General features: G+C 71.7%; 21 protein-coding genes. 5 read left to right on the forward strand and 16 right to left on the reverse strand.

From position 1 onward, the window contains the following. Window positions 1–109: 109 nt before the first annotated feature. From ndk to GCG21_RS06325, 8 genes are all read right to left on the reverse strand, one after another. Entirely contained in the window at window positions 110–532 is a 423-nt protein-coding gene (gene ndk, locus GCG21_RS06290; protein ID WP_152818400.1) for a nucleoside-diphosphate kinase, read from the reverse strand. 119 nt (window positions 533–651) lie between these two features. After that, on the reverse strand, window positions 652–3471 hold the full coding sequence (gene ygjK / locus GCG21_RS06295) for an alpha-glucosidase (RefSeq protein WP_152818401.1): 2820 nt from the start codon (window positions 3469–3471) through the stop codon (window positions 652–654). Window positions 3472–3670: 199 nt separating this feature from the next. Beyond that, the gene (gene arfB / locus GCG21_RS06300; protein ID WP_152818402.1) at window positions 3671–4093 is read right to left on the reverse strand and encodes an alternative ribosome rescue aminoacyl-tRNA hydrolase ArfB; all 423 of its coding nucleotides are present in this window, start codon (window positions 4091–4093) and stop codon (window positions 3671–3673) included. 19 nt (window positions 4094–4112) lie between these two features. Next, on the reverse strand, window positions 4113–4535 hold the full coding sequence (locus GCG21_RS06305; RefSeq protein WP_152818403.1) for a DUF4233 domain-containing protein: 423 nt from the start codon (window positions 4533–4535) through the stop codon (window positions 4113–4115). Between the two features lie 24 nt (window positions 4536–4559). Continuing rightward, window positions 4560–5351, reverse strand: a complete 792-nt coding sequence (gene dhaM / locus GCG21_RS16975) for a dihydroxyacetone kinase phosphoryl donor subunit DhaM (RefSeq protein WP_370517342.1) — start codon at window positions 5349–5351, stop codon at window positions 4560–4562. Continuing rightward, window positions 5348–6007, reverse strand: coding sequence for a dihydroxyacetone kinase subunit DhaL (dhaL, locus tag GCG21_RS06315; RefSeq protein WP_152818404.1), 660 nt, complete (start codon window positions 6005–6007; stop codon window positions 5348–5350). Before dhaL ends, dhaM begins: the two co-directional genes overlap by 4 nt. Further along, the gene (dhaK, locus tag GCG21_RS06320; RefSeq protein ID WP_152818405.1) at window positions 6004–7011 is read right to left on the reverse strand and encodes a dihydroxyacetone kinase subunit DhaK; all 1008 of its coding nucleotides are present in this window, start codon (window positions 7009–7011) and stop codon (window positions 6004–6006) included. Before dhaK ends, dhaL begins: the two co-directional genes overlap by 4 nt. Before the next feature lie 72 nt (window positions 7012–7083). Continuing rightward, window positions 7084–8574 (reverse strand): NAD(P)/FAD-dependent oxidoreductase, encoded by a 1491-nt coding sequence (locus GCG21_RS06325; protein WP_152818406.1) that lies wholly within the window; start codon window positions 8572–8574, stop codon window positions 7084–7086. 103 nt (window positions 8575–8677) lie between these two features. Between GCG21_RS06325 and GCG21_RS06330 the strand changes: the two genes are divergently transcribed. Further along, the gene (locus tag GCG21_RS06330) at window positions 8678–9226 is read left to right on the forward strand and encodes a DUF664 domain-containing protein (protein WP_152818407.1); all 549 of its coding nucleotides are present in this window, start codon (window positions 8678–8680) and stop codon (window positions 9224–9226) included. Between the two features lie 212 nt (window positions 9227–9438). On the opposite strand, the gene GCG21_RS16190 is transcribed toward GCG21_RS06330, so the two are convergent. Next, window positions 9439–9600 (reverse strand): hypothetical protein, encoded by a 162-nt coding sequence (locus GCG21_RS16190; RefSeq protein ID WP_153878380.1) that lies wholly within the window; start codon window positions 9598–9600, stop codon window positions 9439–9441. Window positions 9601–9843: 243 nt separating this feature from the next. Between GCG21_RS16190 and GCG21_RS06335 the strand changes: the two genes are divergently transcribed. After that, window positions 9844–12846, forward strand: a complete 3003-nt coding sequence (locus tag GCG21_RS06335) for a discoidin domain-containing protein (RefSeq protein WP_152818408.1) — start codon at window positions 9844–9846, stop codon at window positions 12844–12846. Between the two features lie 17 nt (window positions 12847–12863). On the opposite strand, the gene GCG21_RS06340 is transcribed toward GCG21_RS06335, so the two are convergent. The 4 genes from GCG21_RS06340 to GCG21_RS06360 all read right to left on the reverse strand — a co-directional run bounded on the left by GCG21_RS06340 (window position 12864) and on the right by GCG21_RS06360 (window position 19874). After that, complete coding sequence (locus GCG21_RS06340) at window positions 12864–13778, reverse strand: MurR/RpiR family transcriptional regulator (protein WP_152818409.1); 915 nt, start codon at window positions 13776–13778, stop codon at window positions 12864–12866. An 11-nt stretch (window positions 13779–13789) separates the two neighbouring features. Then, window positions 13790–15220 (reverse strand): folylpolyglutamate synthase/dihydrofolate synthase family protein, encoded by a 1431-nt coding sequence (locus GCG21_RS06345; RefSeq protein WP_370517343.1) that lies wholly within the window; start codon window positions 15218–15220, stop codon window positions 13790–13792. Then, on the reverse strand, window positions 15217–18513 hold the full coding sequence (ileS, locus tag GCG21_RS06350) for an isoleucine--tRNA ligase (protein ID WP_152818410.1): 3297 nt from the start codon (window positions 18511–18513) through the stop codon (window positions 15217–15219). Before ileS ends, GCG21_RS06345 begins: the two co-directional genes overlap by 4 nt. A 428-nt stretch (window positions 18514–18941) precedes the next feature. Continuing rightward, window positions 18942–19874 carry an aldo/keto reductase family oxidoreductase gene (locus tag GCG21_RS06360; protein WP_152818411.1) on the reverse strand — a complete coding sequence of 311 codons (933 nt, stop codon included), beginning with the start codon at window positions 19872–19874 and terminating at the stop codon, window positions 18942–18944. 99 nt (window positions 19875–19973) lie between these two features. Here GCG21_RS06360 and GCG21_RS06365 point away from each other — a divergent pair, with 99 nt between their 5' ends. Both GCG21_RS06365 and GCG21_RS06370 read left to right on the forward strand, forming a co-directional pair. Continuing rightward, window positions 19974–20429 carry a carboxymuconolactone decarboxylase family protein gene (locus GCG21_RS06365; protein ID WP_152818412.1) on the forward strand — a complete coding sequence of 152 codons (456 nt, stop codon included), beginning with the start codon at window positions 19974–19976 and terminating at the stop codon, window positions 20427–20429. Window positions 20430–20501: 72 nt separating this feature from the next. Beyond that, the gene (locus GCG21_RS06370) at window positions 20502–21503 is read left to right on the forward strand and encodes a TerC/Alx family metal homeostasis membrane protein (RefSeq protein WP_152818413.1); all 1002 of its coding nucleotides are present in this window, start codon (window positions 20502–20504) and stop codon (window positions 21501–21503) included. A 218-nt stretch (window positions 21504–21721) separates the two neighbouring features. On the opposite strand, the gene GCG21_RS06375 is transcribed toward GCG21_RS06370, so the two are convergent. Then, entirely contained in the window at window positions 21722–21922 is a 201-nt protein-coding gene (locus GCG21_RS06375) for a type II toxin-antitoxin system PemK/MazF family toxin (protein ID WP_153878389.1), read from the reverse strand. Continuing rightward, window positions 21877–22137, reverse strand: a complete 261-nt coding sequence (locus tag GCG21_RS06380) for a hypothetical protein (RefSeq protein ID WP_152818415.1) — start codon at window positions 22135–22137, stop codon at window positions 21877–21879. Before GCG21_RS06380 ends, GCG21_RS06375 begins: the two co-directional genes overlap by 46 nt. 366 nt (window positions 22138–22503) lie before the next feature. Between GCG21_RS06380 and GCG21_RS06385 the strand changes: the two genes are divergently transcribed. After that, a complete protein-coding gene (locus GCG21_RS06385; RefSeq protein ID WP_370517344.1) occupies window positions 22504–23451 on the forward strand; it encodes a nucleoside hydrolase in 948 nt (315 codons plus the stop codon). Here the strand turns inward: GCG21_RS06385 and GCG21_RS06390 are convergent. Further along, complete coding sequence (locus tag GCG21_RS06390) at window positions 23441–24217, reverse strand: SDR family NAD(P)-dependent oxidoreductase (RefSeq protein ID WP_152818416.1); 777 nt, start codon at window positions 24215–24217, stop codon at window positions 23441–23443. The two genes, GCG21_RS06385 and GCG21_RS06390, sit on opposite strands and share 11 nt — an antisense overlap. Window positions 24218–24248 lie beyond the last annotated feature (31 nt).

Here is a 24248-nt window from a genome sequence, read left to right on the forward strand (position 1 = left end):
GCGAACCGGGGCAGAACACCCGTCGTAGCGACCAAAGAGATTCCCCGCAGGCCGGGCCGGTGAGGGGACCGCCTACAGGGCCGGTTGCGGTACCGGTGAGGGGGGTCGGCTACAGGGCCGGGAACCAGAGCGCGATCTCGGCCTCGGCGCTCTCGGTCGAGTCCGAGCCGTGCACGAGATTCTGCTGCACGGCCAGGCCCCAGTCGCGCCCGAGGTCGCCCCGGATCGTGCCGGGCGCGGCGCCCGTGGGGTCCGTGGCCCCGGCGAGGGAGCGGAACCCCTCGATCACCCGGTCGCCGCTCACGACGGCGGCCACGATCGGCCCGGAGAGCATGAACTCCACGAGCGGCTCGTAGAACGGCTTGCCCTCGTGCTCGGCGTAGTGCTGGGCCAGGAGCTCCCGGGAGGCGGCACGCACCTCGAGGGCGGTGAGCACGTAGCCCTTGGCCTCGACCCGGCGCAGGATCTCCCCGGTGAGGGACCGGGCGACGCCGTCGGGCTTGATGAGGACGAGGGTGCGCTCTGTAGTCATGTCCCTCACCCTATCGCCGGTCACCACGCCCGCGATCCCGCCCCGAGCGGGGACCGTTCCCCAGACGCGAACGGGCCCCGGCCGCATTGCGACCGGGGCCCGCTGTTCGCCGAGACGGCTCAGTGGGTGAGCGAGCGTCGTCGATAGGCGAGCGCGAACGCGCCCGCAGCGAGGAGTCCGAGCGCCGCCGCGAACCAGGCGGTCGCGCCGCCGGCACCGGTGTCCGGCAGTGCGCCGCCCGGCGCGCCATCGGCACTGTCGGCACCGTCGGCACCGTCGGAACCGTCGGCGGCATCGGAACCGTCGGAACCGGACGTGTTCGTCCCGTCCGTCGGGTCCGGGTCCTCACCGGGGTCGGTCGGCTCCGTCGTGGGGTCGGTCGGCTCGTCCGTGGGCTCGTCGGTCGGGGGCTCGGTCGGCCCCTCGTTCTCCGGGTCGAGGAGCATGTACAGGTGGGCGGCGCTCCACGTGAAGTTCGTCGCCCCCTGCATCGCGCCCGTCTCGGGGTTGTAGTTCTCCCGGATGGGCTGATCGCCGGCGAGTCCCTGCGCGTTGGCGAAGAACTTGTCGGTGAGCGCCTCCGCGTCGTCGTCGTAGCCGTAGTTGCTCAGGGCGGTCACGCCGAAGTAGAACTGGTCCACCCACACGCGCCCACGCCAGTAGATCTCGGGATCGTAGGCGGGGTTGGTCTGGGAGGCGGTGCCGAGCGGGACGAGGGTGTTGAACTCGTTCTCATCGAGCATGACCTCACGCACGCGTGCGGCCTGGTCGGCCGGCGCGATCCCCGTCCACAGCGGGCTCCAGCCCTCGGGGCCCCGGCCGCGGTCGGTCAGCAGCGCGCCGGAGCACGAGCCGGCCTCGGCGGCGTCCTCGGCGAGCTGACGGTCGTAGTAGAACCCGCTCTCCTCGTCGAACATGCACGTGTTGACGTACTGCGCGATCTCCTCGGCGTCGCGGCGGTCGGCCTCGGCCTGGTCGGGCTCGCCGAGCAGCACGGCCATGTCGGCCAGCACGTTCTTCTCCATCGCGAGGTAGGCGTTGAGCTCGACGGACTCCTGGTTGATCGAGAAGCCGATAAGGCTGCCGTCGTCGGCCCGGTTCTCCAGGAAGAGCACCTGCCAGTCCTTGCGGGCGCGCTCCAGGTCGCCGTCGTAGGCCTCGTCCGCGTACTGCTCGAGCTGGTCGTTGTTGATGAAGCCGAACCGCGCGGCGTTGTCCATCCCGGACTCCCAGCCGGCGCCGTCCTGGGCACCGACGGAGAGCGAGTTGTAGCCCCCGGCGGCGAGGACCGCACGATAGAGCTCGTCGCCGGCGCACGCGAACACGCCGCGTGACTCCTCACAGCCCGTGAAGTCCAGCCCGGCGGGCGGGGTGCCCGGGTAGCGCACGTCGAAGGTGATGTTGCCGTTCTCGTCGTTGTGGGCGGGGTGCTTCGTGGCGCCGTACTCGGCGATGCCGTTGCCGTCGTGATCGCGGGCCCGGTACCACCAGTCGTGGTAGGCCCGCAGCTTCGGGTACATCTCGGCCACGAAGTCGACGTCGCCGGTCGCCTTGTAGATGTCCCAGATCGCCCACGCGGTCAGCGGGGGCTTCGTGTTGCGCTCGTTCCAGTTCCCGCCGTCGCCGCCGCGGTCGGCGAGCTTGTTGTAGAAGACGGCGTCGATGACCATGCCGGCGTCCTGCGGGCGCACCGGGTCGTCGGCCTGGATCTGGGAGTCGAACATGGCGCGGATGGTGTCCTTGGCGATCTTGGGGTTGAACTCCCCGAGGGCGGCCGCACCCTTCCAGGTGTCCCAGGCCCACAGTCCGTCGAACCAGCGGGCGGTGTTCGAGGGGGTGATGCCGTTGTGCTCGATCTCCCCCGCGGGCGAGCGCCAGTTGCCGTTGAGCGTCTCGACCGCCTTGACGGTCACCCGGCGGCGCTCGGCCGTGGCGGACTCGTCGATCAGGGCGGCGGCCAGGTAGCCCTCCCACCGCTCGATCGAGGCGTCGAAGTAGGCGTCCGGGTCGGCCTCGATGTCCGCGACGGAGCCGTCCAGGGCTGCCGCCTCGGTGTCCGAGTGCACGTAGCTGTGCAGCGTGTAGAACTCACTCGAGCCGTCGGCGGGGACGTCGATGCTCGAGGTGCTGGCGTAGCTCAGCTCCGCCTTGTCGATCGTCGTCTCGGCGGCGATGGTGCGGTCGATCCGGTACTCGGCGCTGCCGCTCTGCATGATGTTCCACGTGCTGCGGAGCTTCCCGAACGTGAACCGAACCCCGTCGTCCGTGGCCTCGATCGACCGCGTCCAGTCCGGGTAGGTCTCGGCGACCGTGGCCGTCGGGGTCCACTGGTCGAGCAGCTCACCGGTCCAGGTGAGCTCGAGCGCCTGGGTCGAGGCCGTGTGGTTGACGAGCCGGGTGCGCACGAGCGCCGTGCGGTCGTCGGCGAACCGGAGTTCGAGCTCGAGCCCGAAGCCCTCGAAGTCATAGCTCTGCACGAGGGCGCCCGGGATGGCGAAGATCTCCTGGGAGGTCGCACTCGACAGGTCGACCGGGTCCCCGTCGGCGCTGATCGTGAGCCGGTCGAGTTCGTGGGCGAAGAAGACGCTGTACTCCTCGGCGATCACCATCGGTCCGGTAAAGCCGCCGTACTCGCTCGGCTCGGCCGGCAGGGTGAACCCGTGCCATGCGCCCGCGTCGAGGAGGGGGTTGAAGCGCTGGTTGCCGACCCCGTCGAATTCGCGGAACGCGAGCGGGCTCCCGGTCCGGTCGAGCACGTCGCGGTACTGGGAGGCGAGCCGGGGAAGTGGCCGGTCGGCACGGTTCGACTCCCCGTCCGCGGCCGCGGGGACGGCGCCGTTCGCGGCCGGACCGGTGTCCGCGACGGCCGCCTCCGACGGCAGGACGACGGCGGCTGCGAGGAGTGCCGCTGCGGCGGTGGCCGCAAGCATGGATCTCATGAAGCTCCTTGTGGCAGGTTGTGGCAAGAATGTGATGGGTGTCGGCGACTGGGCATGGCCGAGGTGGCCGATGGCAACGATGTCAGGCCCAGCGCGTCCCCCACGATAGCGGGCTCCGGGGGCGCCCTTCTCCCATGTCATCGCATGCGTCACGGCACGCATGTCACGGCACGCGTGTCACGGCGCAGCACCGCCCGGACTAGTCGTCCCCCGGGCGCCGCCGCAGTCGCTTGGTCTCGGACCGGAGCTGCTTCGCCGCACGCCGGCGCCGGACCGATCCGCGGGTGGGCCGGGTGGCGCGCCGGGGCGCGGACGGCGGACGCAGCGCCGCGCGCAGCAGCTCGGCGAGCCGGGCGATCGCGACCTCGCGGTTGCGCAGCTGGGAGCTGCGCTCGGAGGCGGTCACGGTCAGGGTCGTGCCCACGAGCCGGCCGGCGAGGCCGCCCTCGAGCCGGCGCCGTTGGGTCGGGCTGAGCACGGCCGAGGTCGCGATGTCCCACGACAGCTCGACCCGGCTGTCCGCGGTGTTCACGTGCTGGCCGCCGGGCCCGGAGGAGCGGGAGAACCGCCACCGCAGCTCCGCCGCCGGGATCGTCAGCGCCGGCGAGACCTGGACATCCATGCGGCCAGCCTCGCACACGCTATCGGGTGCGCCCGCCCGCCTCCGCGGCGGCGTAGGCCGCCTTCTCACGGTCGATCTTCGCGCCGAGCACCATGGCGAGGATCCACAGCGCGGCGAAGACCGTGCCGAGGATCCACATCATCGGGATGATCAGTCCGGCGAGGATGCTCACGACCTGCACGAGGGAGCCGAGGATGCGCCCGGGCAGGCCCCGCAGGAGCGCCAGCGCCGCCAGGCACAGCGCGACCGCGAACCCGACGACCGGCCAGATGACCTCCGGCGGCGCGAGCCGCAGTCCGTAGGCCACGAGCCCGGCGAATCCGAACACGAAGACCTGGGTTCCGAGCGTCGCAACGGCGAACAGGTGCCGGACGGATCGGCCGGCGGGGGCCGGCCGGCCGGGGCGGGCCGGCGGGGAATCGGAGGAGGGCGCGGTGGTCACGACCTCACGGTACCCCGGGTCGGCCTAGTCCTCGCCGAACCCGTTCTCGAACTCCTCCTCGAGCCGCGTGAGCACGTCGCCGGCCTGCGGGCCGCTCGCCCGCAGCGTCGCCTCCGCCCCGCCCGTGAGGCCGAGCCCCATGAGCGCGAGGACGCTCGCCGCGGGGGTCTCGTTGATCGTCACCTCGGCGTCGTGATCGGCGACGATCCGCGCCACCTGCGCGGCGGGTCGCGCATGCAGTCCGAGGCTGTTGCGCAGCGTCACGGTCCGCTCGAGGACGTCGGAGCTCGCCTCGTGATCGTCCGTCGCCTCCGCGGCGGCCGGGGCCGGGGTGGCCGGGGCCGCGGTGTCGGCCGTGCTGTCGGTGGCAGCAGAGTCGCCGCCAGGGTGGTCAGTGTCGTCGGCAGAGTCGGCAGCATCGGCAGGGCCGCCGGCGAACGCATCGATCGCGGTCCGCGCCGCCGCCGCGACCTGCGAGGCACTCGAACCGGTCTGGGCCGCGACGGCCGCCGCGACGGCGCCCTCGACGAAGGGGGCGTCGACGATCGTGACCCCGCCGTCCAGGACCTCGGCGACCGATTCGGCGGTGAGCAGCGCGGAGCCGAGGTCGGAGAGCACGACGGCCTCGGCCCCGGCCTCCTGAACCCGTTCGACCATCTCCATGACCCGGTCGAAGCTCGTGCCGATGCGGTTGTCGTCGGTGCCGCCGGCGGCATAGATCGGCACGTCGGGTGCCATCTGCGCGGCGACCTCGGCCGCTCCCTTGGCGAGGTTGCCCGAGTGGGAGACGAGCACGAGGCCCACCGCGATCGTCACGGCGTGTCCCGCGCTGCGGCCGCCGCGGCCGCGAGCAGCATGGCCGAGGACTGCGCGCCCGGATCGCGGTGCCCGGCCGAGCGCTCGCCGAGGTAGGACGCCCGGCCCTTGCGGGCGACCATCGGCTCGGTGGCGCGGGCGCCGGCCTCCGCGGCGTCCGAGGCCTCGGCCCACACGGCGACCGGATCGGACCCGGACTCGGCCGCGGCGCGCGCGGCCGTGGCGGCGGCGTCCCACGCGTCCACCATCGTCTTGTCGCCGGGCTCGGCCTTGCCGCGGGCGACGAGGCCGGCCAGCCCGGCCTCGAGCAGCTCGGCCACGCCGGTCGCGTCGAGCCCGCCGGCCCGGTTGTCCGCCTCCCCGGCGGCCTTGCCGGCGCGGAGGAAGGCGGTGCCGTACAGCGGACCGGCGGCGCCGCCCACGGTCGACATGAGGGTGGTGGCCACGAGCTTGAAGGTCTCGCCCAGCTGGGCCGGGGCGGCGGAGTCGAGCTTCGCCGCGACGGCGGAGAAGCCCCGGTCGAGGTTCTCGCCGTGGTCACCGTCGCCGATGGCCCGGTCCAGGTCGTTCAGCGCCGCGCGCTCATCGGACGTGATCCGGGCACAGGCCTGGATCCAGGCCACGGCCCACTCGTTGCCGAGCACCTTCTCACTCATGTCTCACTCCTCATCGCCGGTGTCTTCGCAGGGGCATCCCATAGCGTAGTGAGTTCCTCGTCGAGGTGGAGCACCGTGACCGAGCAGCCCTGCATGTCCAGGGCCGTCGTGTAGTTGCCCACGAGCGACCGGGTGACCTTCACCCCGGCCGCGGCGAGGCGCTCGGCCGCCCGGCCGTAGACGATGTACAGCTCGGACAGCGGCGTGGCGCCCATGCCGTTGACGAACAGCAGCACCTCCTCGCCCCCGGACAGACCGAGGTCGGTGGTCACGGCGTCGAGGAGCCGATCGGTGATGTCGTCCGCGCCGGCCATCGGGATCCGCTCGCGGCCCGGTTCGCCGTGGATACCGATGCCGATCTCGATCTCGTCCTCGGCGAGCTCGAACGAGAGCTCGCCCGCGTGCGGCACCGTGCACGCGTGCAGGGCCACGCCCATGCTGCGGGTGCGCTCGTTCACCTTCGTGGCGACGGCGGCGACCGTGGCCAGGTCGTCGCGCCGCTCCGCACTCGCCCCGGCGATCTTCTCCACGAGGACCGTGCCGGCCACGCCGCGGCGACCGGCCGTGAACAGGGAGTCCTGGACGGCGACGTCGTCGTTGATGATCACGGCCGCGACGTCGATGTCCTCCGCGTCGGCCAGCTCGGCCGCCGTCTCGAAGTTGAGGACGTCGCCGGTGTAGTTCTTGACGATGTGGAGCACCCCGGCGCCGCCGTCGGCGGCCTTCGTGGCCGCCAGGATCGGACCGGGCGTGGGCGAGGTGAACACGGCGCCGGGCACGGCCGCGTCGAGCATCCCCTCCCCCACGAAGCCGACGTGCAGCGGCTCGTGCCCGCTCCCGCCGCCGGAGACGAGACCGACCTTGCCGGGCACCGCCCCGCCGCGCCGGTGGACGAACAGTTCCTCGGGATCCGGTCCCGCCGCCACGAGATCGGAATGGGCGGCGACGAAGCCCGCCACCGCCTCCTTCACGACGTCGTGTGGATCATTGATGAGCTTCTTCATGGCCAACCTCCAGTGGAGCTACCGAACTCACTGCCGATCCTACTGCCCCACACGCACGCTGTCTGGTGCCGGTCACGACCCGTCGCGGTAGGCCTCGAGCAGGCGCAGCCACACCTCACTCACGGTCGGGAAGGCGGGCACCGCGTGCCACAGCCGCGCGATCGGAACCTCGCCCGCGATCGCGATCGCCCCGGCCTGCGCGAGCTCGGCCACGTCCTGGCCCATGAACGTCAGGCCGAGAATCACCTGCCGGTCGGCGTCGACGACCATCCGGGCAGCGCCGCGGTAGCCGTCGGCCATGAGGGCGGCCCCGGCGACGGCGCCCAGGTCCACGTCGACCACGCGGGTCCGCACCCCCTGCTCCCGGCAGTCGGCCTCGGTCAGCCCGACGGAGGCGACCTGCGGATCGGTGAAGACCACGGCCGTGGCCGCGCGCTGGTCGGCGGTCGCCGCGTGCGCGCCCCACGGGGAGTCGTCGAGCCGGGCGCCGTGCCCACCGGAGTCTGCGCGGGCGGCGCGGGCCATGATCGCCCCCGCCGCGATGCGGGCCTGATACTTGCCCTGATGGGTGAGCAGCCGGCGGCCGTTCACGTCGCCCGCGGCGTAGAGCCAGTCGATCCCGGCGCCGTCCGGCCCGGTGACCCGGAGGGTCTCGTCCACCGCGAGCCATGCGCCGTCGGTCAGCCCGACCACGGCGAGGCCGAGTCCGTCGGTGCGGGGCCCGCGGCCGGTGGCCACGAGGATCTCCGCTCCGGTGACGCGCTCGCCGCCGGAGAGTTCGACCGTCACCCGCGCATCCGGCGCCGCGGCGTCGTCCCGGGTCACGCGCGTGGCCGTGGCCCCCGTGTGGAAGCGCACCCCGCGGGCGGCCAGGGCGGAGCGCACGTGCTCGGCCGCGACGGGTTCGAGCGTTCCCAGCAGCCGGTCCGCCTCGATCACGGTGACGTCGGCACCGAGGTCGGCGTAGGCGCAGGCCGACTCGCAGCCGACGACCCCGCCGCCGAGCACGATGAGCGAGCCGGGGACGGCGCGCGCGGACGTCGCCTCGCGGGAGGTCCAGGGCCGGGCCTCGGCCAGGCCGGGGATCCCCGGTACGATCGCCCGCGATCCGGTGCAGACCACGACGGCGAGGCGGGCCTCGAGCGCGACGGGGCCCTGCGTCGTCCGTACGCTCACCCGCCTCGGGCCGCTCAGGCGGGCGGTGCCGCGGACGAGGTCGATGCCGGCCCCGCGAAGCCAGTCCACCTGGGCCGAGTCGTCCCAGTCGCTCGTGAATTCGGTGCGGCGGGCGAGCGTGGCGCGCGCGTCGACACCGGCCGTGACGGCCTCGCGGGACCCGCCGACCGCGCGGGCGGCGCGCAGGGCGGCGCCGGGGCGCAGCAGCGCCTTCGAGGGCACGCACGCCCAGTAGGAGCACTCGCCGCCGACGAGTTCGTGCTCGACCACGACCGCGTTCAGGCCGCCCGCGACGACCCGGTCGGCGACGTTCTCGCCGACCGGCCCGGCGCCGATGACGACGACGTCGTAGGTGCGTTCACCCTGCTGGGAATCGATCCGGGTCATGCCTCCTCCTGCCGTTCGGGCGGTCGCCGGGGTTACCCTCGGTCGAGGGCCCGTGCACCCGCCGGTCCCCAGTCTGGAACACCGAGCACGGCAGGGGAAGACGATGACCGAGGACGACGCCGCGACCGCCCTGCTGCTCGACTCGTTCGGCCGGATCGCCGGCGGGGTGGCCCGGGTGCTCGACGGCCTGAGCGCGGGCGACGCCGGCGCCCAGCTCGACGGCGCGGCGAACTCGATCGGGTGGCTCGTGTGGCACCTGACGCGGGTGCAGGACGATCACGTGGCCGAGCTCGCGGGCGTCGAGCAGGTGTGGACGGCGGGCGGCTGGGCGCGGGCGCTCGACCTGCCGTTCAGCCCCACCGCGACGGGCTTCGGGCACACGGGCGAGGAGGTCGCGGCCCTCGCCGCGGTGGCCGTGGGCGACCTCGCGACCTACCACGAGCAGACCCAGGAGGCGACGGCGGCCTACCTGCGCGGCCTGCGCGCCCGGGATCTCGACCAGGTGGTCGACGAGGGCTGGGACCCGCCGGTCACCCTCGGGGTGCGGCTCGTGAGCGTGGTCTCCGACGGCCTCGAGCACCTCGGGCAGGCCCAGTTCGTGCGCGGCGTGCTCGCCCGGCGCAGGGACGGCGCCTGGTCACCCATCGGCTGACGGCTCACCGTCCCGCTCCGGTCGCCGACCAGGGCCGAACCCCCGCTCCACCCACCGACCAGGGCCAAACCCCCGCTCCACCCACCGACCAGGGCCGAACCCCGGCTCTGGCAGCGGATTTCAGGGGTTTCACCCTGCTCGACCGTGGAGGAGTCGCCGGATTCACCGCGGACGGATTCACCGCGGACGGCGGCGGGGCGTGAACCGGCGGGCTACCCGCGACCTGTCCGCTCGCTCCTGCCCGCGAGCGTCAGGAGCGGCAGCGACACGGATACGACGACCGCGAGGACGAGCCACCACGGGTCGACGATGAAGCTCAGCACACCCGCGACGATGCACGTGAGTGCCGTGACCACGGCCTGCCGCCGGTTCATGCCCCGAACACGACTGGGAACGCTGCCCGCCGGCACCGCCGACCAGGGTCGAATCCCGGGTGTGACGCCCGAGAATAGCGATATCACCCTGGTCGGCAAGACGGGGGTCGGCGAGTGCCAGGGGGCGGCGCGAACGATGCGATGAAAGGCTCTTTCAGTTGGTAGACATCCATATGGAACTTCTCGTAATCTGAGGCGGACCCGGGGCACCGCAGCCACGGACACCGACCAAGAGGAGCAAGGATGCCCAGAGCTACCGGAACGCGACTGCGCACGCTTCGCGCCGGCCTCGCCGCGACGCTGACGATCGGGCTGGTCGGCGCCGGGCTCGCCATGACCGCGAGTTCGGCGACCGCCGCGCCGGATCCGACCGATGTGGCCTCGTACGCACCGGCGGGGACCGTCAACCTCGCACCGTCCGCACGGGTGACTGCAAGCAGTTCGCAGGGTGGGCTCGCCCCGGACGTGCTGAACGACGGGAACGCCGGCAGTCCCGACTTGAACGTCTGGGTGGCGGCGGACACGGGTGTGGACGCCGGCGGGTTCGTGCAGGTCGATCTCCGGAACGAATCCGCCCTCTCACGCATCGTCGTCTTCCCCCGCGGAGACGCGGACTTCTACGGCGTCTACTACCCGACCGAGTTCACCGTGACGGTCACCGACGCGGGCGGGCAGAACGTGTTCGAACAACGTGTCACGCACGAGGACGATTTCGACGGTGTCGTATCGGAACCCGATGTGATCGACCTGGACACCCCGGTCGACGCCGTCAGCGTGCGGATCGACGTCCTCACTCGACAGTCCCGCGAGGGCGGAATCCTGCAATTCTCCGAGATCGCGGTCTTCGGCACGTCGACCGAGATTCCGGACTATCAACCCGCCGGCACCGAGAACCTCTCGGTCACCTCGAGGGTGACAGCATCCTCCAGCTACGAGAAGCCGGACGAGTCCTGGGCCGCCGCCTTCGCGATCGACGGTGACGTCGGCCGCACGAGTGGCTGGAGCACCGACCCGTACGAGAAGGTGCAGGACCCACACGAGGACGCGACACTCACGCTGGCGCTCCGGTGCGAATCCGAGGTCGCACGCGCCGTCGTGTTCCCCCGGACGAAGGCCTTCCCGCGTGACTACCGCATCGAGGTCTCCGCGGACGGAACGCAGTGGACGCCGGTCGCCGAGAGCGTCGACAATCCCGCGGATCAATCCGATCCCCAGGTCTTCGACATTGACCCCGGCACGATGGCACATCACGTGCGGCTCGTGACCGACGTGCGCAACGGCCCCGCCGGGGTCGACGGCTACCTCGTGCAACTCGCCGAGTTCGCGGTCTACGGAACGAGCGAAGGATGCATCGGATCGGTCAAGCCCGCGTTGCTCCTCGAGCCCGGAGCGAGCGACTCGCACTGGTTCGAGGACTTCGGTGGTGACACGGGCGACTACGCCGTGTCCTCCTCGGACGAGGCCGTTGCCACGGTGGCGCCCGATGGAACGATCACCGCGGTCGCGTCGGGGACGGCGACGGTCACCCTCGTCTCCGGCGAGACGACGCTGAGCGTCCCCGTCGAGGTCGCCGAGCAGGTCGAGCGCATCGGCGACGACTTCATGATCACGGTCTTCTGGGCGCCGTTGCCCGAGTATGTGAACGACGAACAGTACGACTACCTCGCGAACGCGGGTATCGACGTCGTGCAGGCCTCGCAGCTCACGGCGACGCCGGCGGTGAACCACGAGATGGCCCGGCTCGCGCACGAGCGCGGGATGCAGACGATCGTGCAGGACGAGAACGCCTCGGGCCGGTTCACCACGATGACCCCGGAGCAGGCCGCCGCATGGGCACAGCGCTACACGAACATCCCGGGCGTCGGCGGCTTCTACCTCGTGGACGAGCCCCTCGACGCAACCGCCTACGCGACCGCCTTCAACGCCATCCGCGAGGCTGCTCCCGAGTACTACTCACACCTCAACTTCTTCCCCTACTCGTTCTACGGCTCCGAGGAGGCGAACGACGCCGCCATGCAGGCGTGGCTGGACGCGACCGGTCCGCGCACGATCGACGACCGCGACTACCTCATGTACGACCTGTACCCGTTCCAGGAGGGCGGCACCGGTACGGCGTCGTTGCTGACGAACCTCAACACCGTGCGCGAGCTCGGGCTCGAGAACCAGGTCAAGACTGCGATGTACCTGCAGAGCATCGGCATCCCCGGAAACCTGCGCCGCCCGGTGCCTGCGGAGATCCGCTACGAGGCCAACCTCGCCCTCGCCTACGGCTACAAGCAGCTCTCCTACTTCACCTGGTGGACCCCGACCGACCGGGGCGAGCCGTTCACCGACGGGATCATGACCGCCGAGGGCGAGCCGACCGATCTGTACGCGCCCGTCACACAGCTCAACTCCGAGATCCACGCGCTCGGACCGACCCTCATGGGCCTCGACGCCACCGAGGTGTACGTCGCCGGCACCGCTCACGGCCAGGAGCCCGTGCCGGCCGACTTCTTCGTGCAGCCCCGCAGCGACGCCAACCTCGTGCTCTCACACCTGGTGGACCGGGCCGGCGGCGAGGACTATCTGTTCGTGGTGAACAACAGCTTCACCGGTTCCCACGAGGCGGTGCTCGAGTTCGCCGACCCGTCGGTCGCGCTGCAGGAGGTGAGCCGCGCGGACGGTTCGCTCGGCCGGGAGATCGAGCTGCCGGATGGAACCCTGACCCGCGAGCTCGCGCCGAGTGAGGGAGTGCTCTACAAGGTGATCGACCCGTCCGAGCAGCCCGGCGACGGGGACGACGGCGACGGTTCGGACGGGGACGGTTCGGACGGGGACGGCTCCGACGGCTCCGGTTCGGACGGGGACGATTCCGCAGCCGACGGCGCCGACGCGGACGGCGCTGCGAGCGGTGACGACGATTCCGCGGGTACCACCGACCCGGGGGACGCCGACTCGGGCGCCGGTGACGCCACCGACGGATCCGGGGCCTCCGGCACGAGCGTCGGCGATTCCGGAGGGTCCAGTGGACCCGACGGACCCAGCAACTCCAGCGACCCCAGCGACCCCAGCGACCCCAGCGATCCCGACGCCGCGGCGGGCGGGGCCGGGAGCGACACGGCGAATGGGTCGGGAGAGGCCGCCGCGCCCGGGGCGCTGCCGGTCACGGGGGTGGGCACGGGCCTGGTGCTGCCGGTCGCACTTCTGCTGCTCGGGGGCGCCGCGCTCGCCGTGCGACGTCGATCGTCGCGATCGGTTTCGTGATCCGACCGGTCCGGCGATCAGCGCGATCGCCGGACCGGCCGGCCCAGCCGGGCGACGGCGGCCCGCGCCTTGCCGGCCTGCTCGGCCGATCTGGCCCGGTCGTGCCACGAGACGAGCAGGTAGAGCAGGTCGGCGGCGAAGACCTGGGTGTGTGACGCCGTCAGTTCGCCCAGATCGCGGTAGTCGTCCAGTGGCGCCGTGCGGATGACGACCTCCGCGGCCTGGGCCAGCGGTGAGCGGTGATCACTCGTGATCGCGATCGTGCGGGCACCCGTCTCGCCCGCGACCGTGAGCATCTCGACGGTCTCGCGCGTGATCCCGGAACTCGAGACCCCGATGGCGACGCAGCCCGGATCGAGTCGGCAGGCGCTCATGACCCCGAGGTGCAGGTCGCTCCACCCGCGGGCGTTGATGCCGACCTGATAGAGCCGCTCGACGAGGCCGTCGGCGACGGAACCCGATCCGCCGACGCCGTAGACGTCGACCCGGTCGGCGGCGGCGACGAGCGCGGCGGCCTCCCTCATGACGTCGAGGTTCGTCAGATCGGCCGAGGCCTGGAGCGCCTGCACGTGGGTGGCGAGGAAGGTGCGCAGCAACTCCCGATCGTCCATTCCCGGATGGACCATCGCGCCCGGCTCACCCGTGAGGCTCTCCTGGCCCGCGGAGCGCCCCGCGTCCGCGGCCGCGCCGATGCGCAGCTGCACGAAACCGCCGTAGCCGAGCAGCTTGCAGAACCGGGTGAGGGTCGGGGGCGAGACGCCGGCGCGGGCGGCGAGGTCACTGCTCGAGAGCATGACCGCCAGCTCGGGCCGATCGAGCAGGAGTTCCGCGAGCGAAGCCATCCGCTGCGTCAGGTGCGGCGTGACCGCCTGGAGCCGCGCACGCAGCCCGAAATCGGCCGGGAAGGCCGCGACGGGTGAGGGCTGCTCCATCCCGACCCGCCTCAGTCGCCGAGTCCGACGATCGCTCGCGCCTGGGCCGCCAGCAGCACGGAGCCGGTCACGAGCACGCCGGTGCGGGAGGCGATCGCGTCGACCTCGCCCTGCTCGGCGAGGTCGGCCGCGAGCGTGATCGCGTCCGACAGCCCCGCGGCCACGTGGACCACGTCCTCGTCGAAGACGTCCCGGGCGATCTCGGCCAGATCGCCCGCGTCCATCGCCCGCGGGGTCGGCGCCTGGGTGAGCACGATCTCGTCGAGGAGCGGTTCGAGCACCGACAGCAGCCCCTCGGCGTCCTTGTCGGCCATGACCCCGACGACCCCGACGAGCCGGCTGAAGGCGAAGGCCTCCTCGATCGCGTCGACGAGCACGACCGCGGCCGCGGGATTGTGGGCGCCGTCGACGAGCACGGTCGGGCTCGACCGGATGACCTCGAGCCGGCCCGGGGAGGTGACGGCGGCGAAGCCGGCCTCGACCACGCCGGGATCGAGGGTGCCGCCGCCGAGGAACGACTCGACGGCCGTGAGCGCGAGCGCCGCGTTCTCGGCCTGGTGGCGCCCGTGCAGCGGCAGGAAGATCTCGGTGTAGAGCCCGGCGGGGGTGCGCAGGTCGATGAGCTGGCCGCCGACCGCCACGTGCCGGTTCGCCACCTCGAGGTCGTAGCCGGCGGCGACGATCCGCGCCCCGGCCGTTGCCGCCGCCTCCGCGAGCACCGGGGCCGCCTCCTCCGGCTGCTCGGCCGTGACCACGACCTGGGAGCGCCCCTCGAGGCGCTTGATGATCCCGGCCTTGACGCCGGCGATCTCCGCGGGCGTGTGCCCGAGCCAGCGCTCGTGGTCGCGGGCGATCGGGGTGACCACCGCGACGTCGCCGTCGATCACGTTGGTCGAGTCCCACGACCCGCCCATGCCGACCTCGATGACGCCCACCTCGATCGGGGCATCGGCGAAGGCCGCGTATGCGAGCCCCGTGAGCACCTCGAAGAAGCTGAGCCGGGACTGCCCGGCCTCGGCGAGCTGCGCGTCGACCATCGCCACGTACGGTTCGATGTCGCGCCAGACCTCGACGAAGCGCACCGCCGAGATCGGGGCGCCGTCGATGTCGATCCGCTCGCGCACGCTGTGCAGGTGCGGGGAGGTGAACCGGCCCACCCGCAGCCCGAGCTCGGACAGCAGCGCGGAGATCATCCGGGCCGTGGAGGTCTTTCCGTTCGTGCCCGTCAGGTGGATCGCCCGGAAGGAGTGCTGCGGGTTCCCGAGCAGGTCCATGAGCGAGGCGACCCGGTCGAGGGTCGGATCGAAGTCGTGCTCCGGGTTGCGGGCGAGGATGCCGGCGTAGATCGCCCGGGCCTCCTGCTCCGCGGCCGCCTTGAGGGCGGCGGCCCGGTCGGCGGCCCGGTCGGTGCCGCCGTCCCCGCCGGCGCGCGGGCGGCTCACGGCTCCACCCTGGCGAGCTCGATGCCGACCTCGTTCTCGACCCGGCCGTCCCCGGGAGCCGCCTCGACCACGCTCGGCCCCTCGTCGACCGTGACCGAGACCGCGAGGGTCTCGGCGGCGATGAACTCGGCGCGCTCACGCACCGCACCCGCCCAGTCCTGCGGCACGAGCAGCGAGAGGGTGATCCGGTCGGTGATGTGCAGGTCGGCGGCCTTGCGGGCGTCCTGCACCTGCCGCACCACGTCGCGGGCGTAGCCGTCGCCGAGGAGCTCGTCGTCCAGTTCGATGTCGAGCACGAGGAAGCCGTCGCCGGGCAGCGTCGTGGCCGCGACGCTCGCATCCCCGTCGTCCGCGACCTCCGTGGTGAGCGTGTACTCCTCCTCGGTCAGCGCGATCCCGCCCGCGTAGACGACGGCCTCGTGGATCTCCCAGTCCCCCGCGCGGGCGGCCCGGATGACGGTCTGCACGTCCTTGCCGAGGCGCGGCCCGGCGGCCCGGGCGTTGACCGTGAGCTTCGAGTAGAGCCCGAAATCGTCGATGCTCACCTGCCCCAGGTCGAGCAGTTCGACCTCGTGGAGGTTGACCTCCTCGGCGATGAGGCCGGTGAACGGGGCGAGCAGCCGCGGGTCGGGCACGGCCACCTGGAGGGTGCGCAGCGGCTGGCGCACGCGCAGCTGGTGGGCCTTGCGCAGGCCGTGGGCCGCAGAGACGACGGTCCGCACCGCGTCCATCGCCGCCACCAGCTCCGGGTCGGCCACGAGCGCGGCCGCGGCCGCGTCACCCGGATCCCCGGGCACCGGCCAGTTCGTCAGGTGCACGGAGCGCCCGCCGGTCAGGCCCCGCCAGATCTCCTCGACGACCATCGGGGCGAGCGGGGCGGTGATGCGGGCGAGCACCTCGAGCGCGGTGTAGAGGGTGTCGTAGGCGCCGCGGTCCTCGCCCCAGAACCGGTTCCGGGAGGTGCGCACGTACCAGTTCGTGAGCACGTCGAGGTGCTCGCGGATGTGCGCGGCCGCGGCCGGCACGTCGTAGGCCTCCATGTCGGCGCGCACGGCACCCACGAGGTCGTGGGTGCGGGCGAGCAGGTAGCGGTCCATCACGTCCAGGCCCGCCACCTCGGCCGGTGCGGGCGGGGAGGCGAGATACCCGCCCGCGGGAGCTGCGTCGTCCGCACGCTCACCGCCCCCGACGGCGTTCGCGTACAGGCTGAAGAAATACGACGCGTTCCACAGCGGCAGGAGCACGCCGCGCACCTGCTCGCGGATGGCCTCCTCGGCCACGATGAGGTTCCCGCCGCGCAGCACGGGCGAGCTCATGAGCGCCAGGCGCACGGCATCCGACCCGTAGGAGTCCCACATCTCGGTCGGGTCCGGATAGTTGCGCAGCGACTTGGACGCCTTGCGGCCGTCGTCACCGAGCACGATCCCGTGCGAGACGACGGTGCGGAACGCGGGCCGGTCGAACAGCGCCGTCGAGAGCACGTGCAGCAGGTAGAACCAGCCGCGGGTCTGCCCGACGTACTCCACGATGAAGTCGCCCGGGAAGTGATGCTCGAACCAGTCGGAGTTCTCGAACGGGTAGTGCACCTGCGCGAACGGCATCGACCCGGAGTCGAACCACACGTCGAGCACGTCGGGGATGCGGCGCATGGTCGCGCGTCCGGTCGGATCGTCGGGGTTGGGGCGGGTGAGCTCGTCGATGAACGGCCGGTGCAGGTCGGTCACCGGGACCCCGAAGGCCTCCTCGAGCTCGGCGAACGAGCCGTACACCTCGGTGCGGGGATAGTCGGGATCGTCGCTGACCCACACGGGGATCGGCGTGCCCCAGTACCGGTTGCGCGAGATCGACCAGTCGCGGGCGCCGGCGAGCCACTTGCCGAACTGGCCGTGCTTGATGTGCTCGGGCACCCAGGTGATCTGCTCGTTCAGCTCGACCATGCGATCCCGGAATCGGCTCACCCGCACGAACCAGGAGCTCACGGCCTTGTAGATGAGCGGGTTCCGGCAGCGCCAGCAGTGCGGGTAGGAGTGGTCGTAGGTCTCGTGCCGCACGACGACCGGACGCCGCTCGGGTGCCAGGCGCGCCAGGGCACCGGTGCCGGCCTTGAGGTCGGTGATCACGTTCGGGTTGGCGTCGAAGACCTGCAGCCCGGCGTAGTCGGACACCAGCGGGGTGAACCGGCCCGCGTCGTCGACGGGCACGACCGCCTCGATGCCCGCGGCGGCGCAGACGTTCATGTCCTCCTCACCGAAGGCGGGGGCCATGTGCACGAGCCCGGTGCCGTCCTCGGTCGAGACGAAGTCGTCGACCAGGATCTGGTGGGCGTTCGGCTGCCCCTCGAAGTACGGGAACGGCGGGGCGTAGGTGCGACCGGCGAGGTCCGCGCCGCTCGTGCTCGCCACGATCTGCGGCTCCTCGCCGAGCTCGCGGGCGTAGGCGGCCAGCCGGCTGCGCGCGAGCAGCACCCGCTCCCCCGCGAGCGGTCCCTCCGCCGGGGTCACGGTCACGTACTCGATCTCGGGGCCCACGGCGATGGCGAGGTTCGAGGGCAGGGTCCACGGCGTCGTCGTCCAGACGAGGGCGAGTTCGCCGCTCTCGAGCCGGAGCCCGACCGTGAGCGCCGGATCCTGGCGCATCTGGTAGACGTCGTCGTCCATCCGCAGTTCGTGGTTCGACAGCGGGGTCTGGTCGTTCCAGCAATAGGGCAGCACGCGATAGCCCTCGTAGGCCAGGCCCTTGTCGTGGAGCTGCTTGAACGCCCAGATGACCGACTCCATATAGGTGGGGTCGAGGGTCTTGTAGTCGTTCTCGAAGTCGACCCAGCGGGCCTGGCGGGTGACGTACTCCTGCCATTCGGCGGTGTAGGTCAGCACCGAGGAGCGGCAGGCCGCGTTGAACGCCTCGATGCCCATCTCGTCGATCTGGGACTTGTCAGTGATGCCGAGCACCCGCTCGGCCTCGAGCTCGGCGGGCAGCCCGTGGGTGTCCCAGCCGAAGCGGCGCTCGACCCGCTGCCCGAGCATCGTGCGAAAGCGCGGGATGACGTCCTTGACGTAGCCGGTGAGCAGGTGCCCGTAGTGGGGCAGCCCGTTCGCGAACGGCGGGCCGTCGTAGAAGACGTACTCGTTCGACCCGTCCTCCCCGGCGGGGCGCTGATCGATCGAGGCCTGGAACGTGCCGTCCGCGGCCCAGTAGTCGAGCACCGCGCGCTCGAGCGCGGGCAGGTCCGGGGAGCTGACGGGCTCACCACCGGCGTGGCGGGGGTAGCGGGCCTCTGCGGGGGTGGGCGCCATGGGAATCCTTCGGGGTGGGCGTGCTTCTCCCCGAGGACGATCTCGGCCGATGGCCGGAACCGCGGTACCACCTCGGTTACCGCCGCCCGCCGACCCTTCGGGAGCCGGCTTATGGACGACGATCGCTTCCTTCGGCGGTGACGGCGCCGTTCCCGTCCGGTTCTACTGGGCGCCCCCTCGGGTGGGGGCGGCTGTTCTTCCGGAAGGCTCACCGGTGATGGCCGGGTCGATGCCTGCGGGAAGTCTACCCGGCCGGGGCGACCGGCTCGTCATTCCCGCGGGTGGACGGGATCGGTCACGCGCAGTCCCAGGTGCGCGGCGACGGTCGTCATGGTCGAGTCGTGCGTCGCCACCGTGACCGGCTCGCCGAGCAGGACCGCGGTCGCCAGATGGAGCGCAGCATCAGGGGATGCGGGGTCGTGGTCGGATCAGGGCACCGTGTGGCCCGCGGCGCGGAAGAGTTCGTACCACTCGGCGCGGGTGAGCGGGAGGTCCGAGCCCTGGGCGGCGCCGGTGACGCGCGCGGGGGTCGTGGTGCCGAGCACGACCTGCATGGTCGCCGGGTGGCGGGTGATCCAGGCGGTGGCGATGGCGATCGGGGGCACGTCGTAGGCGGCGGCGAGCCGGTCGATCACGGCGTTGAGTTCGGCGTACTCGGGATTGTCGAGGAACACCCCGGTGAAGAACCCGGCCTGGAACGGCGACCAGGCCTGCACGGTGATGTCGTGCAGGCGGCAGTAGTCGAGCGTGCCGGCGTCGCGGCTGATCGACTGGTCGAGGCCCGCCATGTTCGCGGCCACCCCCTGGGCGATGAGCGGGGCGTGGGTGATCGACAGCTGCAGCTGATTGATCACGAGCGGCCGGGTCACGGACTTCTTGAGCAGCTCGATCTGGCCGGGCGTGTGGTTGGAGACGCCGAAGTGGCGCACCTTGCCGGCGGCGTGCAGGTCCTCGAAGGCGCGGGCGACCTCGTCGGGTTCGACGAGGGCGTCGGGCCGGTGCAGCAGCAGGATGTCGATGTAGTCGGTGCCCAGCGCCTCGAGCGAGCCGTCGACGGCGGCGGTGAGATGGTCGTGGGAGTAGTCGAAGTACGGGCCGTCGCCCACGATCCCGGCCTTCGTCTGGATCGTCACCTGCTCGCGCTCGGCGGGGCCGAGCCGCAGCGCGCCGGCCCAGCGTCGTTCGCACTCGTGCGTCGTGGGGCCGTAGACGTCGGCGTGGTCGTGGAAGTCGATGCCGGCGTCGCGGGCGGCGGCGACGAGGGTGCGGATCTCCTCGTCGGTCTTGTCGGCGATGCGCATGAGCCCGAGCACGACGTTCGGGGCCACGATGTCGGTGCCGGGCAGGGTGAAGGTTCTCATCGGTGAATCCTTTCGTTCACCCCCAGCCTGCCACGCGCCGGGCGTAGCATCGAAGGAAAGGGGCGGCAGCGAGCACAGGGGCGAGAAGTGGAGCAGATGATGACCAATAAGCAGCGCTTGTCGATCAAGAACGTGGACCCCACGGCCTACCAGGCCGTGCTCCCGTTGCAGAAGTACGTGAACTCGGCTCGACTCGACGCCGGGCTCGTCCCGCTCCTGGATATCCGCGCCTCCCAGCTCAACGGCTGCGCGTGGTGCCTCGACATGCACACGGACGACGCCCGCGAGGCCGGCGTCGATCAGCGGCGGATCGACCTGGTCGCGGCCTGGCACGAGGCCGGCGACCTGTTCAGTGAGCGGGAGCAGGCGGCGCTCGCCCTGACGGAGCAGATGACGCTGCTGTCCCGCGGTGGCGTGAGCGATGCCGTGTGGGAACGCGTGCGCGATGCCTTCGACGAGCAGCAGATCGTTCAGTTGATCATGGCCATCTCGGTCATCAACGTGTGGAACCGGATGAACGTGACGGCGCGCACCTCCCTGCCCGCCAAGCCCTGAGGCTAGGCGCCCGCAACGCGCCGCACGACCTGCGGGAGAGACTTTCAGCGCAGACCGCCCCGAGAGGCCCACATGTCCACCGGCTTGCCACCCTGGTTCGAAATCGGTTCGCTCATCGTGCTCGTCGCGATCCTCATCGCGGACCTCGTCGTCGTCACTCGCCGGCCGCACCGCCCGAGCGCGAAGGAGTGTGGGATCTGGGTCGGCGTCTACGTCACCCTCGCGCTGGTCTTCGCCGGTTGCATCCTGCTGCTCGGCAGCGCCGAGTACGCCAGTCAGTTCGTGGCCGGCTGGCTCACCGAATACTCCCTGAGTATCGACAACCTCTTCGTGTTCGTGCTCATCATGACGCGGTTCGCGGTGCCCGAACACCTCCAGCAGGAGGTGCTCATGGCCGGCATCCTCATCGCGCTCGTGCTGCGCGGCGTGTTCATCCTCATCGGCGCCCAGCTCATCGCCAGCTACAGCTGGATCTTCTACCTCTTCGGCGCATTCCTCGTGTTCACCGCGATCCACCAGGTCACCGGCTCCGAGGACGAGGGCGGCAGCGACAACGCCCTGATCCGGCGCCTGCGCTCGCGGCTTCGGATGACCGACACCTACGACGGCATGCGCCTTCGCACGATGGTCGACGGCCAGGCGATGCTCACGCCGCTGCTGCTCGTGCTCCTCGCGCTCGGCACCACGGACCTGCTCTTCGCGCTCGATTCGATACCCGCGGTCTTCGGCATCACGAACTCCGCGTTCATCGTGTTCACGGCCAACATCTTCGCCCTCATGGGGCTGCGGCAGCTGTACTTCCTGCTCGGTCACCTCATCGAGCGGCTCATCTACCTCAAGTACGGGATCGCGGCCATCCTCGGATTCATCGGCGTCAAGCTCGTGTTCCATGCGATGCACGAGAACAGCATCCCGTTCCTCAACGGCGGGCAGCCGATCCAGTGGGCCCCCGAGATCGGCACGGGGCTCTCACTCGGCGTCATCATCGCCTCGATGGTCGTCGCGACCCTCGCCAGCCTGCTGCGCACGGATCGCTCCGCACACGACCTGGACGGGCCCGGGAGGAGCGCTTGAGGGCAACCGCCGGGACGAGATCCGCTTCGAGACGAGCGCCGGCGAGCGCTACGTGATGAGCGACATCCCCGTGGACACGCTCGCCGATGCCCCGACGGAGTGGACGAGGCGGACGATCGAGCTCCGCCGCCCGCCTTCGTCCGGAGCGTCAGCTGTTCACGTTCGACGGGGCCGCCATATGCCGATGTCCAGCAGTGTCGGGCTCGACCCCAGGCGAGTCATAAGTCGAGCACGAATCGCAGGGCTTGATCAATGGCGCGCATCTCCACTGGGCCGACCGCACCGATGCGCGATCGTAGCCGCTCGAGGGAGATGGTGCGGATCTGATCGCAGCGGGCGAAACTGGCGTGGTCGAGGCCACTCGCTCCGGACGTCAGTTCGATGTGGCTGCGCAAGCCGTAGCTTCGACGGAGTCCCACACGCGTCGCTCTTCCCTGTACTCGGCGAGTAGTCGCGGGTCGTCTCGCAGCTTTGAGTAGTCTTCGGTGAGCCCACGCAGAAACTCCTGTCGCTCGAGAGCGTCGATGGCCGCGTGGACCACGTCGATCACAGGTGTCTGGCGCGCGTCGGCCATGCGGCGTAGGCGCTCCGAATCCGGCTCACGCACCCTGATCGTCGTCGTCTTCATCGCCATACGATGATGGTAGACGGAAAGTAGACAAGCGGACAGGGCTCACATGTCGCCCCCTGCCATCCTGAGCCGAAGCGTCCCGTGGTCGGCCGAGCAGCCCGGGCGTACACTGAGATTCACGCGGCATCGGAGGCGAGCGGCGTCCTTCGAAGCAGCGACGGCAGCCCCGGAGCGAACCGCGCACCGGCGCACCAGACCCGATCCCGTGAGCAACAATCGACCGGAGCCGCTTCCCGGCCGGCCCTCGACATCGCCGCTGAGAGGAGAGATCGTGTCCGACTCTCAACGGATCTCGATCAGCGACGTGGACGCCGCCGCCACGCACCGACGTGCCGGGCCGGCACGGGACTCCGGCCGATTGACAGCCTCGTGACGCCCCTCCCCCTCCTCCTCGACTGCGATCCGGGCATCGACGATGCCCTCGCACTGGCGTACGGTGCCGCGCACGGCGCCGAGTACGTCGCCTGCACGGTCACCCACGGCAATGTGCCCGTCGAGACCGGGGCCCGGAACGCGCTCACGGTGCTCGACGTGCTCGGTCTCGCCGACGTGCCGGTGCACCTGGGCGCCGCCCGGCCCCTCGCCCAGCCGCTTCGTACGGCGGAGGCCGTGCACGGAGGCGACGGCCTGGGCGATACCGGCCGGGCGCCGTCCACACGCTCGCTCGCGGGCACGCTCGCGCCGGTCGAGCTCGTGCGGCTCGCCCGCGCCCACCCCGGCGAGCTCACCCTCGTGGCGGTCGGGCCGCTGACGAATATCGGCATCGCGCTGCTGCTCGACCCGGAGTTCGCCGGCCACGTGCGCCGGGTCGTGGTCATGGGCGGGGCGATCCTTGTGCCGGGGAACGCGACCGCGCTCGCCGAGGCGAACACGTTCTGCGATCCGGAGGCCGCCCAGCTCGTGATCGACGCCCCGTGGGACCTGACGTGGGTCGGGCTCGAGGCGACCCGCCGGACCGCGGTCCCGCCCGAGCTGCTCGACCGGCTCGCGACCACCGCGACGCCGCACGGGCGGTTCCTCTGGGCGGCGATGCAGCACTACCTCGACCGGTACGAACGCACCCTGGGCCGGCGCACGTGCCTGCTGCACGATCCGCTGGCGATGGCCCTCGCCGTCGACCACCGGCTCGCGAGCTACCGGCTCGTGCGCGCGGGCGTGGAACTCCGCGGGGAGCGCACCCGCGGGCAGGTGACGGCCGATCTGCGGCCGGGCCGGCCCGATCCGGAGGATGCGCGCGTGCCCGGGGTCGTCCGGATCGTCGAGGACCTCGACGTGGCGGCCTTCCACGACCGCTTCCTCGGCTCGCTCACGGGGTGAGCCGGTGCACCCTCGTGGCGCCGGCCTGGGCCACGGGGTTGATCTCGAGCAGGTCGATGTTCACGTGCGCCGGCCGGCTCAGGGTCCAGGCGATGGCCTCGGCGACGTCGGCGGCGTGCAACGGGCCCGGAACGCCGGCGTACACGGCCTCGGCCCGCGCCCGGTCGCCGAGGCGGCGCAGCGAGAACTCCTCGGTGTGCACGAGCCCGGGCGCGATCTCGATGATGCGGATCGGCTCCCCGAGGAGCTCCATCCGCAGCGTGGCCGGGATCGCGCGCTCGGCGTGCTTGGCGGCGGTGTAGCCGGCGCCACCCGGATAGAACTCGCGGGCGGCCATGGACGTGACCACGACGACGTCGCCGCCGCCGGCCCGCAGCGCCGGCAGCAGCGCCGTGACGGTCCGCAGCGTGGCCACGACGTTCATGTCGTACATCTCCCGCCACCGGCCGATGACCGCCTCCGCCTCCTCGCCCCCGGCGGCCTCCACGGGATCGACGCCGCGGGCTCCCCCGGCGTTGGCGACGACGGCCGCGAGCGCCCGGGCACCGACGTGGTCCGTGAGGGCGCGGGCCCCCTCGGCCGTGGCCAGGTCGGCGGCGACGACCTCGCAGCCGACCTCACCGGCGAGCGTCTCGAGTCGTTCCCGGCGGCGCGCCACGGCCACCACCGGGGTGCCGAGGCCGCGCAGGTGCCGCACGGTCGCCTCGCCGATGCCGGACGAGGCGCCGGTGACGACGACGAGGCCGGGCGCGTGGGTGTCGTTCATGGCTGCCATGCTGCCACGCGGGCTCACGCGA

This window comes from Pseudactinotalea sp. HY160 (assembly GCF_009372055.1).
Classification (GTDB): domain Bacteria; phylum Actinomycetota; class Actinomycetes; order Actinomycetales; family Beutenbergiaceae; genus HY158.

Bases quoted from the DNA above. Each gene is read 5' to 3' on its own strand.
- ileS (WP_152818410.1), bottom strand. From the start codon at position 18,513: ATGGCGCCCACCCCCGCAGAGGCCCGCTACCCCCGCCACGCCGGTGGT.
- GCG21_RS06360 (WP_152818411.1), bottom strand. From the start codon at position 19,874: ATGAGAACCTTCACCCTGCCCGGCACCGACATCGTGGCCCCGAACGTC.
- ygjK (WP_152818401.1), bottom strand. From the start codon at position 3,471: ATGAGATCCATGCTTGCGGCCACCGCCGCAGCGGCACTCCTCGCAGCC.
- GCG21_RS06370 (WP_152818413.1), top strand. From the start codon at position 20,502: ATGTCCACCGGCTTGCCACCCTGGTTCGAAATCGGTTCGCTCATCGTG.
- GCG21_RS06330 (WP_152818407.1), top strand. From the start codon at position 8,678: ATGACCGAGGACGACGCCGCGACCGCCCTGCTGCTCGACTCGTTCGGC.
- GCG21_RS06340 (WP_152818409.1), bottom strand. From the start codon at position 13,778: ATGGAGCAGCCCTCACCCGTCGCGGCCTTCCCGGCCGATTTCGGGCTG.
- GCG21_RS06365 (WP_152818412.1), top strand. From the start codon at position 19,974: ATGACCAATAAGCAGCGCTTGTCGATCAAGAACGTGGACCCCACGGCC.
- GCG21_RS16190 (WP_153878380.1), bottom strand. From the start codon at position 9,600: ATGAACCGGCGGCAGGCCGTGGTCACGGCACTCACGTGCATCGTCGCG.
- ndk (WP_152818400.1), bottom strand. From the start codon at position 532: ATGACTACAGAGCGCACCCTCGTCCTCATCAAGCCCGACGGCGTCGCC.
- GCG21_RS06380 (WP_152818415.1), bottom strand. From the start codon at position 22,137: ATGGCGATGAAGACGACGACGATCAGGGTGCGTGAGCCGGATTCGGAG.
- GCG21_RS06325 (WP_152818406.1), bottom strand. From the start codon at position 8,574: ATGACCCGGATCGATTCCCAGCAGGGTGAACGCACCTACGACGTCGTC.
- GCG21_RS06390 (WP_152818416.1), bottom strand. From the start codon at position 24,217: ATGAACGACACCCACGCGCCCGGCCTCGTCGTCGTCACCGGCGCCTCG.
- GCG21_RS06335 (WP_152818408.1), top strand. From the start codon at position 9,844: ATGCCCAGAGCTACCGGAACGCGACTGCGCACGCTTCGCGCCGGCCTC.
- arfB (WP_152818402.1), bottom strand. From the start codon at position 4,093: ATGGATGTCCAGGTCTCGCCGGCGCTGACGATCCCGGCGGCGGAGCTG.
- dhaL (WP_152818404.1), bottom strand. From the start codon at position 6,007: ATGAGTGAGAAGGTGCTCGGCAACGAGTGGGCCGTGGCCTGGATCCAG.
- dhaK (WP_152818405.1), bottom strand. From the start codon at position 7,011: ATGAAGAAGCTCATCAATGATCCACACGACGTCGTGAAGGAGGCGGTG.